This is a genomic window from Antrihabitans stalactiti, from assembly GCF_012932915.1.
Lineage (GTDB): Bacteria > Actinomycetota > Actinomycetes > Mycobacteriales > Mycobacteriaceae > Antrihabitans > Antrihabitans stalactiti.
In genome coordinates, this window is record NZ_VCQU01000008.1 from 278,971 (window position 1) to 292,372 (window position 13,402).

A 13,402-nucleotide genomic window follows, 5' to 3' on the forward strand; every position below is an offset into this window, starting at 1 on the left:
ATCAGCTCCGGTCGGCCTTCTCTGCAAGTTTACGTACGGCGGCAGGATCACGGTCAAGCACGAAGCTATCAACCGCATAGATTGGGCAACTCGCGCCGAGAAGCTCCTCAGCGGCTGCGAAGGCAGTTGCCATCCGTGGAGAGATTAAGGCATTCTCGCCATGCTCGGCGGCCTCTAGAGGGTGTCTGACGATCACGGCCTCGCGTCCGTAAACGTTCGTCTCAAGAACTGCCAATGCCACCGGAACGTCAAATGACGCGACGACCTCGGCTCCGTAACCCTCGGCCCACACGCCGAGCACTGCGCGCTCCTCGGATAGGCGGTCAGGTAACGGTCGTCCGCGCAGACATCCAAACAAATCTGCCGCAAGCCTCCAATCGAGGAGCGCGTGGTAGGCCATATTTCCGTAGTCACGCAAGCATCTGTAGCAGGACGAGTTACATATAGATGAGTGCTCTGCCTGTCCGAGCTCTTCCAGATATTGTTCGACCTTGTCGAGAAACTTGGGTAGCTCAATCGAGGATCCTAGATGGCTGCTGAAACCGGCACCGTTCTCAAGCGTATCCGCGATGAAGGCGAACAACGACGGCTCTCCGTTCTCGAGTCCCGAATATATTCCTGCAGTCAGTTCAGCCGGCTGCAGGTCGAGGTATGCGGCTGCCACCGTCCGAAGCAAGAACGCCAGGGAATACCAAGCGGCGCGGCGTCCCTCAGATAGGTCAGGGGAACCTGACGGTTGTCGAGCTGCCCCGTGTAGATTGAGCCGGACTCCTGTGTCAGCGTTGGTAGGCGAAACCGACCCAAGAAACATGAAATCGGTTGGCTGAACAGAGCCGAGCGCTACGAGTTTCGGAGCTCCGGTGAGTGAACTGTCGCTGATGTCACCACGGCGGACTGCGTCGACGGAAACGTATCCGCCCCAGTACCCGTTGTCTTTTCTAAATTCGAATAGCTTGCCGCCTCGATCGTTCAATACAAATCGGTAGCCCGAACCTGAATACGCAACTGCGTCCCCGATCGGTTCGCGAGCGAGGCGGTCAAGGTCCGTCATGGCACGTGCAGCGGCCGCGCGGGAACTCCACGCAAAGTTACCGTCGAAGTCACGCTTCCGACCTGCGCGATACCCGAGCGGCTCATACATCGGAATTGTCTGAAACGAACCTGGTTCCGCACCGCAGCGCGGACATGGTCCAGATTCAGCGTCTCGATCAGCTGGCCGATCTGCCATGAACGAGCAGACTCGGCAGACGTCGAGTGGACGTAGTTCGCCAAGCGCATCGCCGTCTTCAGCGACCCGCGGACCAGCTGGCTTGAAGGCTGCGATGCCGACAACCGGATGCACCGATCCGTCTTTCACGAGTTCGCTCGTCGGGGAGAACTGCGAAACTGCCATAGCTGAATCTCGGTCGATGATGTTTCGCGGCGGCCATGGATACGCAACTGTCGGCCTTTTTAGGTATAGGTAGCGCACTTTAGATGGAAATCCGAACATGGGGAGTAGCCCGTGTTCGGCAAGTCGTTGGCTCAAGTGCTCCGATCCGGGTTTCGTTACCACCTCGTCGATCTCGCGCACCAACGCGTTCTGGCTTCGATCGACAAACTCATCGCACTTGGACTCAAGGCCCGATCGCTCGGCTAGCGCGCGCGTTACGTCCGCGAGTGCTTCACGGTGTTGCGACAGCCACGTCTGAACTAGAGCACTGACGGTCGGCCACTCAACTGCTGCGCCAAATTGGCCATGAGTGTTAGTGCCCACACCCGAGTAACCATCGAGGCTCGCCAACTCGTCTGACAGCCCAGCGAATGCCATGCGCAGCGATTCAGCGTTAAGGACCCGCTGAAGGATCGATTCTTGGCCAAGCGTCAGATATGGCGCCGGGGTGGCGTCGTTGGTGATCCGGTGTGGCCGATCGAAGTAGTACTCGTCGTGACTCCGTCCGCGACAGACTGTTAAGGCAATCGCGACGGGTGAATCCCGCCGCCCAGCACGTCCGACACGCTGTTGATAGTTAAAGCGACTGGGGGGCATGTTGCCGAGAACGACGGCCTCCAGCGAGCCAATGTCTACCCCCGCTTCCATTGTCGTCGTAACTGAAAGCAGGTCGACGGCGTCCGCTAGTTCATGCTGTCCCTCGTCCAGGAACACTCCCTGGAATCGCGCCTGGCGCGATTGCGCATCGAGACGGTCTGTCTGACCAGTCAACTCGGCGGTAGACAATCGAAATCTTCCGATGTGGTTCGTTGCCTTCCAGCCGTAGTATTCATCCGCAAGTTGAACTGGAACTGAATCGACTGGCAATCGGCGGGCACATCGGGTGCAAAGGCCCGCCCCTCTATGCAGATGCGGGCGGCGGCATTTTTCGCAGATCCACCATGCCGGCGACGGTGCGCGGAGAACGGCCAACTCATCGTTAATCAAGAATTCCTGGACCCCGTTGCTCCATTGTCGAAGTACCCGCTCCTGGACTTCCTCAAATGTCAGCGAGTGTTCTCGTCCAAGGGCTTCCCAGAACTTCTTCAGTTTGGCTGGTGGGTTGACTGCGGGATTGCGGAGACCAAAGAAGCGTCGCATATCACCTAGTACCCGCAAACTCGAGCGCGCAAGTGCAACACCAGAGGCTGGCTCTACTGCATCGCTCAGGGTGTCGAACTCGAACGCGAGCCACCCCAAACCTAGCGACTCGAAATCCCTCCCAGCGCCCGAGAACAGTCCGTCAAGTACTTCCTCTCGAAGTGACTGATCGATATCCCCGAGCAGGCTTTGTTCAAGAGATCCGAGTTGGGCCCTCGCACGGGGAGGGCCCGCAGTTCGCCAGTCGTATAGAGCTGGCCACCTTGTAGGTTTTTGAGCGATGATGCGGGTCTTCGTTCGAGGAGGCTCCGTGGCCGCCAGCGATGGCTTCGGACCACCCGGGTTGATTCCCATGATCAACAGCTGGTCGCGCACCGCCAAGGAAAGCGACGATAGCCTTGCCGGGCCTGTAAACCGGCGGACAAGCGATGCAACCTCCTCGTCAGTGGAAGTCTCGACGTCTTCCCAGTGGTCACGCAGCTTGTCGAGAGCGTCTCTATCGACTTCACGAAGTGCTCGCACCGCATCTGCTGTTTCGGATGATCTTTCGCCGTCCACGAATCGTCTACGTGCCGCGTCGATCAGAATCTGGCGGTCTGTCGATTCCCCTAAGGACTCGTGAAGAAGAATCCGAAGTAAGTCCTGGTAGTGTCTAAGCCCGATTCCAGAGGATAGTTTCGCCGCGTCTTGCCTGCTGTCGGTGAAAACAATCAGCCTTCTCTCTGGCTCCGGAAGTTGCTGAGCGAGCTCTGTGATCAGGACCTGATTTATCTTTTCGAAACCTGTTCTCATCGTCCGAATGGGCGAGCGCAGCCGTATTGGGTCGGTCAATTCTACAGCCCCCCGCTTCGAATACTTGACCTCCCGATCGTCGCTACAGTTCGGGCATTTCGTCGGCAAACCAGGAAGGCGGCTCGGATCGACTTTGTAGTCCCCGGCGTTTGGGCCCGACCTGTGCCGCTTGACGCTGATCCGAAACGTCCAACCAGTTTGCTTTTTTGGTCCCGCCGTTAGCTCGCCAGTCGATGCATTAAGACGGCAGGGAAGAAACGAGAACTCGACATCTCCGCCTTGTGCGGTCCATGTATAACCGACGTCCTCCACCTCGGGTCTCTTGGTCCGCGGCCAGTAGATCAAGTAGTTACTAGATGTCCTCTCTTGTCCGACCTGGTCAGGCAACTTGCTTAGGTCAGGGATATCCGCTAAAAGCTGGGCACGTAATTCCTTCTGCTGCGTCACCCCCTCGGCAGTAAAGCCTCCGAGGAACACATCGCCGCAGTTCTGACAGTAAAGCAATTCAAGGACCCGCGCCCCACACTCACACCGAGTTCGTGGCTCGCCGAACAGCTTTCCAACAGTACGATCTTCGTACGATCCGGAAGGTATGCGATCGCATCGCGAATCGCTGCACGCCCACACGCCGGGAACATTTCGGAAGAAGAGGTGGCTGCGCATGCGAGGCCAGTCGCCGTCTTCCGATGCAGCGCGAGCAAGCAGACGGTGAACATCAGCTATTCCCTCGGCCTGCACTTTATGGGGAGACAGGATTGCTGCCAACTCTGCTTCGGATTTCGCCTCGGTTGTCCGCTGCATTTGACGGTTCGCGTCAAAACGGAACGCATTCTCAAGCGCGACTCCGGGAGCGCTCTCAAAGTCGAGCTGCCTTGGATCGGACGGATTCTTCAAGTCACCTTCGAGGAACTCGAAACTTGCGGCGTCTACCCCGAAGAATTGTTCGAGATAAGCGCGGTCTCTCCTAGCATCTAGAGATGCTGATGCGGCGAGGACGCGCAGTTTCTCCGGCTTGCCCGCTATTCCCAGCCTGTGCTTTAGATTTCGTATGAGCAGTGCTACCTCGGTGCCGGCGGTGCCGCGGTATGAGTGCAACTCGTCGACCACTAGAGTAAATCTGTTCTCAGGTTTTTCGAAAAGCCATTCCCGAGTGCTCCGGAAGAAATGTGCGTCCCTTTGTCGGAGCAACATCACGTTGAGCATCGAGTAGTTCGTGATTAGAATGTCGGGTGGATAATCCTCCATGTCCCACCGCGAAGGCAGCTCGGCACCCCCAAAGCGCGGAACAAAGTATCGATGGCTCTCTTCAGCCGACTTTGCGGCCTGGTCGGCGAGCTTCGCGGTCTCCCGCATATATTTTGCCAGATTGTCCAGGTTCGGTTTCTGGTCGCGCGCGCCTGTAACCGGCGTCGCGCCAGTGTATCGGCCGAAATAGAACCGGTGGCCGCGACGATGCTCGTCTAGCCATAGCCTCGCCTCATTGCTGTCGAGGGCATTTCGCAGGCGGATGAGCTGATCATCAACTAATGCGTTCATCGGGTAAAGAATCATCGCGCGGACGGCAGCTCGTCTCCCGGTTTCTCCGGACCGCTGAGCTTCGAACGATCGACCTGTCATCGACCACCAACGGCGCTCACCCCGCGCTCCGCTCCCAGTCCACGACCTTGATTCGTCCACTAAACTCGCAATGATGGGTAGCAGAAACGACTCCGTCTTACCCGATCCGGTTCCCGCAGTTATGACTACATTCCGGCCGACCGTGGAGCCAAGGATGAGAGACTGTTCCTGGTGAGTGTATAAAGGGCGGCCCGGAGGAATGAGGCCCGTCGTTAGAAAGCTCGCACACTCGCCAGGTAATCCAGCGGTTGCAATGGACTCGGCGAGACTGCTAGTGGCGATTTGGTACTGGGGACGAACCTCAATCAGAGGCCGTCTGTAGATTCCCCCGGGCCGGTCGAACAGGTCGCGCCGCTCGTTCTGCAATCTTTCGTCCGCTAGCCCGAAAGGCGAATCATAGTAGCGAAAGAACGCCTCACGGAGAGCCTCGAACGTTCCGATTGCATCCAGTTGTTGCATTTTGCTCGCCATCTCGCCCTTCTTAATTCGCGACAGACATGATTTTTAATCGATGACCCAGGCTTTCAGTGACTTTTTCAGCAATATCACGCGGAATGTTCTCGTAAATCGCATTCTCGGAATACTCGCTTATTGATGGGCTGAGTCCTGAGCACATTCCCAATACTCTTCGATGACTGTCGGGGAGCGGTACCCCACTGTCGACGTATACCCGACCAATCCAGTCTCGGCCGACTTTGGATTCGGGACGCCATCTAACAAAGTCCATTGACATCCCCGTGGATGATAGATAAACGCCTTCTGAATAGCTCGTTCGGAACCATTTGTTCCCGACAAGCAAAGAGTACAGCGCCCGGCCGTTGACTTCCTGCCGGTACAAGCCACTTCCAGTCCTCGTCGGGTCGTCTACCGAGAATGCTCGCTTTGCCGGGCTCCATCGTTCAATCGGTGCCCCGCTGCGAACGGGAGGTGGACAAGGCGGTCCTGGTTTCAAAGGCGCCAGGTGGTCGGCTAGTAGCTGATACACCTGGGGAATGAACTGGACGTCCAGCATAGAGGATGCTGCTTCCAAGTCATAGATGGACAAGTACTCGATAAAGATTGACGATGGCGTCTCAAGGTCGCCGGATCGGGGTACCGCACTTACAGTTCGTCTGAAAATGTCGCTCCTGTCTGCCGCGTCTCCAAGCAACCGATCAAGTTTCATTGTTCGGCCGCCGACGAGAACCGCATATCCATCACCTGACGGAATTGTTGTTAAGATCGGGTCGGCGGCCTCCCACGTATCAACTTCCCAGTTCACGTCAAGACGTCCGACCGTCACATTGTCTCGAATCCACCGCCCGACGGCCTGTCGGAGCCTTCGGTCTGGCGCCGATCCGGATCCTGCGAACCAGCAGACCTGGTCTCGCAGTCTGCGCAGTGAACCTCGCTCGACTTCACTGATCCAGTTCAGCAGCACGTCAGCGTCCATTGGTATTCCACCTTAAAAAGGCCTCGACATGAAATCGTAGCTTTTGATCAGTTGTGTTTTTGCACTCATCCGCAATTAGATTCCAAAGCTTCCGCGAAACTAGGTTGAGATCTTGGAACTGCGGAGTTTGCGTTGCGGCAATGTCTATCATCCGAATGTTCGTACCGCGCTTGCGAACGATCCAGGCAGTATGTGGTTCAATATGAGGCTCGAAGAACGCCGGACTAATACCGCGTGATTCCATCCACGTTGCTACTGCAGATGCCTTTATCTCAATCGCGTGACCCAAAGAATTGACTGCCCAGGTTTCTGTGGATGTGTCCCGAGAAAATACAGGAGGGATGGTGCGTCGATGGGTATCCAAGCAAATTTCGGCAGTCCATTTACGCAAATGTTTTGCCTTCTCGTTCGCTGGCCTTCCTAGTGCTGAAACCCGCTCGCAAGTGTGAAACACAAGCGTACGACCATCTGCAACCAGTACATGCCGTCCAGGCGAGAGAGGGATCGTGCCTCGCAAACTAATCGGAAAGTCGCTGGTCATGAAGGTCTGCTCTATTCCGTCGAGCGACGCCGTCACGCGGCGCGGAGTCGCTCCGAGCGGAAGCAGAAGATCTGGCTCCCCTCCGCAAATGTATTGGTGATCGGAGAGCGTGGTTGCCAGCTTCAGCCCGTTGGCGAGGCGGGGCATCGGCGCGCGGTCTGGGCGGATTTGTTCACGTAGCGATGGGTCGACGCGCCGCATCGCTACAGCGAACGCGGATGAACTCGAAAATGAAACGTTCCGAAAGATCGTTGCACCGGCTACCAAAGGATTCGAAGGGAGCTGAGGTACCTTCCTCCATCCGTGATCGGCTGTCTGGTTAAGGAGATTCTCGACGTCGTGAGACAGCCCGCCGGTCACCACGAGCAGATGCGCCTCAAACGGTTCGATGCCAGTGGTCTCGATCCACTTGCCTTCAGACGGCTCGAAGGTTAGGACATAGATCGACTTCGCTTTATGCATCGCAACCGCATTGTCGCCGTCTGCTCTGAACCGCGTCATTAGCATTTCCGCGACCGACGGCAGATCGCCGTCGATTTCGTAGAAGGAACCCCACTCAGGTCTTGAGATACTTACACTCGTGCCGTCGCGAAATCGGAGTAAATCGCCTTCTAACCCGGCACGGATCTTCACAACCCATGACGCTTCCCCTTCTTCGAGATCGACTGCCAATCGAAACGGGAGCCAATGTCGGCCCCCGGATGCGACGACGGTGCGATCCCAAGTAGAAGCCAGGCTGCCAAGGATAGGGCCAATGAGCTCCGCCGCCAGCCCGCTCGCCAGGGTCGTGGCGAATGCCGACGAGAAGCCCCTGTTCCTCGTGCACCAAAGGCGCAACGCATCGAGTAGTTGCTTCACGTGGGGAACGTCCTGCGGATCCAAATCGATTGCTTCAAAGAACGAGGTCAGCATGGCCCGGTCACCACCGCGGACGACAGCCTGAGATAGCGAATACCCGATCCTATTCAGGTGCGGATGGTTCTGTATCTTTAGCGGTCCGAACTCGCTAGGGCGCGACGCCATCCAAGCTCTGAGCTCCTCCCACATAGCGGGGAGCGAGCCGTACGAATGCGATAATTGTGTCGGATCCACCTTATGGCCGATTGAACTGAAAATAGCTTGGAGACGAGGATAATAAGCGCTTGCGGTCGCGGTTCGATCCCACTCCATTCTCGACGCCGCTAGTACGCTGAGAACAAGCACGGGCAGTGTTGGCGGCGGATTTGCCCGGTCGCCGAGCCGCCAGCGCGCCTGGCGTCGCTCGATGGAACTGAACAAGTCGTAGAGTTTGTTCCAATCGAGCTGTGATGCGACCGCCCGGGCGAGTGAAATGACAGGCTGCGGTTGCGATTTTCCGAAGGCCCTCTGAAGCTCCTGATCGTCCACGAAGAGCATGATTGGAGCCTTCGAGTTGGTTGGTCGCAGGTAAACAGACGCGAGCTCGGCCTGCCACCGATCGTAATGCCAGAGCTCGGTCATGCTGTTCCCCTTCGGCGCTCCGACAGCCTAGTAACCTATTGTTGTCATGCAACTTTGGCTGCCAGCGATAAGTCTCAACGGGCAGCGTTCGCTATCCGCTTTGCTGACCGACTTCAGTCGTGACCCCCCGGCGTCACCGATGGTAAAGCACTTTGCGCCTGGACATGTTCGACACGCTAAATGACGCACAGACGCCATGCCGTTCGCTTGGCCGCACGCCAGCGCGCAAGTAATCACGCTCGCTGAAATTCCCCGCTGATACTCACTGAAATTCCTCACCTGTGTGGCTCAGGGACGAGGGCGGGCCTTCTTCGATGGTGGCGGAGCTCTTACCCGCGCGGCGGATCCGCGCGACTTCCTATGGTGAGACCTGCGGCGTAGCTGATCGCGTAATTCTCCACGAACAGCACGATGTCGCCACACCTTCTCGGTCTAGTCGTACGATTAGGCTAGCTCGGTATCGAATGGAGGCTTCGTTCCGCCAGCAGGCTTCTTCTGCACGTACCGGCTTTCTCGGCGTTCGAGAAATGCACCTCGGTACTGTTCAGCCATGTCCGGCGGTTGTGTGTTAGACGTATCCGAACTGGTCGAGACGTCGATTCGCTATTTCGACTTCGTGTTCGTCGAAAAGGGAGGCAAACTCGGGCCTCACGACAATGGCCTCGACTGTGAGGTCGACACGCCCCCTCTCCCACAACGCGGCGAAACCATCGGAAACAGCAGGTGACGCAAGTAATTTCCGTGCCGTGGAGACCGGCCCGAGCTCGGCCAGCATGCTGCGGAAGTAGGTGGCGTTGTAATTGACTTCGGTTCTCGCGCGGTTGTATGCATCGACCATTCGGCGCCCGAACGCGGCGATCACTTCCACATCGGCGGCCGCCGCAACAGACGCCTCGGGTTCGGCCTCGGCAGGTTCACCCGCGGCAGCGACGCCTTCGTTCTCTACGAAGCCGAGCAGGGCATCGACCGACGTAAACACCTTGTAGCCGAGTTCCTCCAAACGCGGGAGGTCTGCCTCCTCCGGGTCGAGCTCGAGAACAACGGGATCGCCGACGCCGTGTTGCAATCCGTCTGGCCAAAATGCCTCAGCCATCGCAAGTTCGCGACCGCTGACCGGATCTGCGATCTCTGTATCGACGACAGGCGTGGCGTAGCCGCGCTCTTCGAGCTCTTTGATCATGTCTCGTATTTGGGCTGAGCGAGGATCGTCGGTTACCTCGGGTTCAACCTGTAAGGGCTGCAGGTCGGCTCGCGCAGGCCGCGCCGACTGGGCCCGCAGACTATCCAGGAACGACTGCGCTGACGCGGCAAGTAGCTCCCGTCGGGCAGCGAGAAAATCAAGATATCGATCAACGCGCCAAAGGTCAGGATCCGTTGGAATCCACTGTGATTCGAGGATGCCTGGATGCTTCTTCTGCACTTCAGCGAGGTAGTCGGCAGGGTCACGCATCCCAATCTTGAGGTTTGTGTCTTGCGTGAGGAAGCAGAAGTTGGCAATCGCGTTGATGTCATTGCGGTCGACATTGTGTTTACGTAGGAGCGCCTTCGGGAAGATGTGGTGCACTTGCAGCGACGTCAGCTTGCCGAGCAGTTCGGCGCGCAGTTCGAGACCGCTGCCGAAGTCCCGCGCGCCATCGACTCGAGTGAGCAAGTAGAGAAGCGGATAGAAGCGAGAACCTCGCGTCGAACCGGCGAAATCGTCAGGCTCGATAGACAGTTGCCCGCCGCGGATACGTTCGAGGGTTGCGATCAGGGCATCGACCCCGCCGCGTTCAACTGCCTCGTAGTCCTGTTGGAGATACGTTTCGGTCGAGCCACTGAAGCGACCCCAAAGCGCCGAGTGCACGTACCAGTACAAGACTTTGTCGCGATGGGCACTGTCGTTGAACCCTCCACCGTTCAGATGCAGCAGCCTCGATATCACGGGTGTCGCGTATCGCCCCATCAAAACCCGGTTGTGATCGAGCCCGAGGCGACCGGATGCCGCGTCGAGAAACGTGCCGATGTAATTGACGGACTTGCCCATCGCACTTTCGAACTCGGTCGCAGAGACCTCGCTCAGCGATGAGAACAACGCTCGGCCGGTCGCGACGCCTGTGGCATTGCGAAGTAGCCAGTCCAGAGTGAATGTGAACCCTGCTTTGTCCCAGCGGTCCAGGTTGTCGCGTAGCTCTTGGCGAGCGTCCGGCCACTGAGCACAGAGATTTGCGAGGGCCAAGTCGCCTTTGGACAGTTTGGTACCGCCGGAGTTGACTTTGTTGAAGATATCGACCACCTCGTCGACCGTCTTGCCCGCGCCGGTGATCTTCTCCTGGTTGAAGTTTCGGTTCTCGATTTCCTTGATTCGGTTCAGTCGTCCGAGATAGGTGTTGAGTGCATCCCGATCGAGGTTGGGAAAGGACGTGAGGTAGTCGAACGGACCCTTCTTGAACAGCTCGGTGACGTTCACCCACGTTGGGTCGCCGGTCATCTTCGTTGGTGCGTAGAACTCGAAGATCTGGCGCTCGACGTTGAAGTACAACCCGGTGAAGGCGTTCGCATCGCCCTCGAAGAACGGCGGGGGAGTTCCGCGAACGACTCCATACATCGAAGTGACGCGTTGTTGGCCATCAAGTAGGAGCTGGCGCGTTCCCGCGCCAGCCGCTTTCCCTCGGACTGTGATGTCGTCCGAGGTTGTCTCCCACATGAGGAGGCCTCCGACGGGGTATCCGAGGTAGAGCGACCGCATGAGTCCGCGCACCTGGTCCCGGTTCCATACGTATCCGCGCTGGAACTCGGGCAAAAGTACGACGCCCGAGTCGATTTCGTCGAGCAACGTCGAAAGGCGGGTCATGAGCACTCTCTCGTAGGCTTGTTAAGTGACCGGTGTAAGAAATGGACTCTGGGTTCCGTGCCATGTGACGAGCAATTCTTCGCGCGCGCGTGTGCATGCCACGAATAACAGACACCGCTCGCGTTGAAGGTCTTGAAGGTGCGTGTGCTCGTCCTCCTCCAAAGGCGTCACGGCACTATCGGCTGGCACTAGTTTGGCGTTAACGCCTGCAACAGCGAGGCATCGGAACTCGAGGCCCTTCATGCGATGCATGGTTCCCACGCTAACTGCGTTGTCGCTTCTGGAAGATTTGGCAAGATCAGCTGCCGCGACGCCGTGTGCCGAGAACTGGTCGCGGATTGCATTGCCTAGCCACTTCGCTCGGGTCGCGATGCCTATCTCTGAGGGCGCGATTCCCTTATCGATCCAGGCTTTTACTGACTCAACCAGGTGTCGGATTTCGCCATCCTGAGATGAGAAGCCTTTTGTTGATGGCGCAGTCCCGTGCAGATGTGACTTGCAGCCGGCGATCGAGTCGAGCCCACCCTCCATATCGTCTATGGGCTCGCCGTGCAATAAACCTAAGCTCCAGCCCAGGATCTCGGCGGTCGTCCGATAGTTGAGGTTGAGCTTGTTCGATCGGCCAGTCACCTTAATTCCAACGTCGCGAAGACTCACGCGATTGTCATAGATTCGCTGGTGAGTATCACCAGCGATGAAGATGTCGTCATTGGCTTCCGGAACGGCTGCGCGGAGTAGCCGCCATTGATCGGGGCTCAGGTCTTGCGCCTCGTCAATGACGATGTGCCGATACGGCTTCTCTGTTGCCTCATCCAAGATCTTGGTTGCTTCTCTGCGTATGGTCTCGTGCGTCCATGAGCCAGTCTCCACGAGCATTCGCTCGAATTCCCACATGGCTTGCCATGCCTGCGCGCGCTGACTCGAACCTAACCGCCGGCCGCGGCCGGTTCGCTTGGCGCTGAGGTAACCGGCAGCGCTATCGACACGCTGCGCGAGCACGACCTGACGCCACTCTTCAGCTAGGAAAACGGCTGTGAAGGGCGCCGCAAGGTTCACGACAATGCTTTGCCAGGCTGACTTCTCGCTGTCTCCGTCCAGCAACCTCGGTGCGCCGTGTTCGTCTCGAAAGACTTTGTGGGCGACTCGATCAACATTCTGCACATCGATTCTCGACGCAACTTCGGGCCTGTCGACGAGGAGATTCACACCGGCCTTCAATGTGTCGGAAAGCGTAGACGTGAAGGTCGTGACCAGCACCTGGCCTTCGTCCCGCTTGGCCAGCACGTGAGCGCGGTGCAGCGCAACAACCGTCTTTCCCGTCCCAGGGCCGCCGGTTACTCGCGCTGGGCCCTTGTAGCTAGCGTCGACGACCGCCTGCTGCGTGGGGTGGAGGTAGACCCTCCATGTCGCGAACGGGTGCTCGAAGACCGCCATCAGTTCATCAGGTCCGTCGACGAGCACAACTCGGTCTTTGCTGCGGAGGACGGCGGCGTCCAAGTCAGTTGTATCCACCGGCTCGTCCAAGATGGCAGCGCCCATGTCAGCCCACACCTCCTCGGGCGTGAGGCCTGCTGCGAGACCGAATAATACGTCCCATTGCGTCCCGGGCAGGAATGACTTAGCAGCGTCCAACTGATAAGTATTGGTTAGCGCCCGAGCAAAGGCGAGCGTCTTTTCGTCGATGCCGAGGCGTCTCATGTCCGCGTCGTTGACATCCTCGAACAACAGTAAGTCGGCAGTCTGCGCAAACGCCGCGAGTTGCGGAAGTGTGTCGTCGATGGCGACTTCATCACGAATCTCGATACCGCCAGTTGCGCTGTTCACCGAAACGCTTCGCCGTTGAGCCCACGCGTAAGCATCGTCGTGCGGAAGGACCTTGAGGAGGGTGTAGGTGTCGCCTGACTCGGGAGCCATGACAATTCCACGCATAAACTGATTGATTCGTATTGATCTGTATCGGTCGCTACGCGCGTTGATGATCCGTTCGAGGTGAAGGCCGGTATGCGTGCTTGCCTCGAACTCGGCGAAGACTTCTTGAACGCGCCGCTGAACTGATCGTTCGAGCGTTCCAAAATCGAGTAAGAATCCTCTGTCGATTCCTAGACTCGGCATCGCACACCCCCAGGTTGATCCTCG

General features: G+C 57.8%; 4 protein-coding genes. All 4 read right to left on the bottom strand.

Translation table 11 applies throughout. The features are described 5' to 3' along the window. Position 1 precedes the first annotated feature (1 nt). A complete protein-coding gene (locus tag FGL95_RS22690) occupies positions 2-5,452 on the bottom strand; it encodes a DEAD/DEAH box helicase (protein WP_169591040.1) in 5,451 nt (1,816 codons plus the stop codon). 950 nt (positions 5,453-6,402) lie between these two features. Continuing rightward, positions 6,403-8,433, bottom strand: a complete 2,031-nt coding sequence (locus FGL95_RS22695; protein WP_169591043.1) for a hypothetical protein — start codon at positions 8,431-8,433, stop codon at positions 6,403-6,405. A 568-nt stretch (positions 8,434-9,001) separates the two neighbouring features. Beyond that, the gene (locus tag FGL95_RS22700) at positions 9,002-11,266 is read right to left on the bottom strand and encodes a GmrSD restriction endonuclease domain-containing protein (RefSeq protein ID WP_169591045.1); all 2,265 of its coding nucleotides are present in this window, start codon (positions 11,264-11,266) and stop codon (positions 9,002-9,004) included. Between the two features lie 21 nt (positions 11,267-11,287). Further along, positions 11,288-13,378: a UvrD-helicase domain-containing protein gene (locus tag FGL95_RS22705; RefSeq protein ID WP_169591048.1), complete on the bottom strand. Its 2,091-nt coding sequence runs from the start codon at positions 13,376-13,378 to the stop codon at positions 11,288-11,290. Positions 13,379-13,402 lie beyond the last annotated feature (24 nt).

Bases quoted from the DNA above. Each gene is read 5' to 3' on its own strand.
- FGL95_RS22690 (WP_169591040.1), bottom strand. From the start codon at position 5,452: ATGGCGAGCAAAATGCAACAACTGGATGCAATCGGAACGTTCGAGGCT.
- FGL95_RS22700 (WP_169591045.1), bottom strand. From the start codon at position 11,266: ATGACCCGCCTTTCGACGTTGCTCGACGAAATCGACTCGGGCGTCGTA.
- FGL95_RS22695 (WP_169591043.1), bottom strand. From the start codon at position 8,433: ATGACCGAGCTCTGGCATTACGATCGGTGGCAGGCCGAGCTCGCGTCT.
- FGL95_RS22705 (WP_169591048.1), bottom strand. From the start codon at position 13,378: ATGCCGAGTCTAGGAATCGACAGAGGATTCTTACTCGATTTTGGAACG.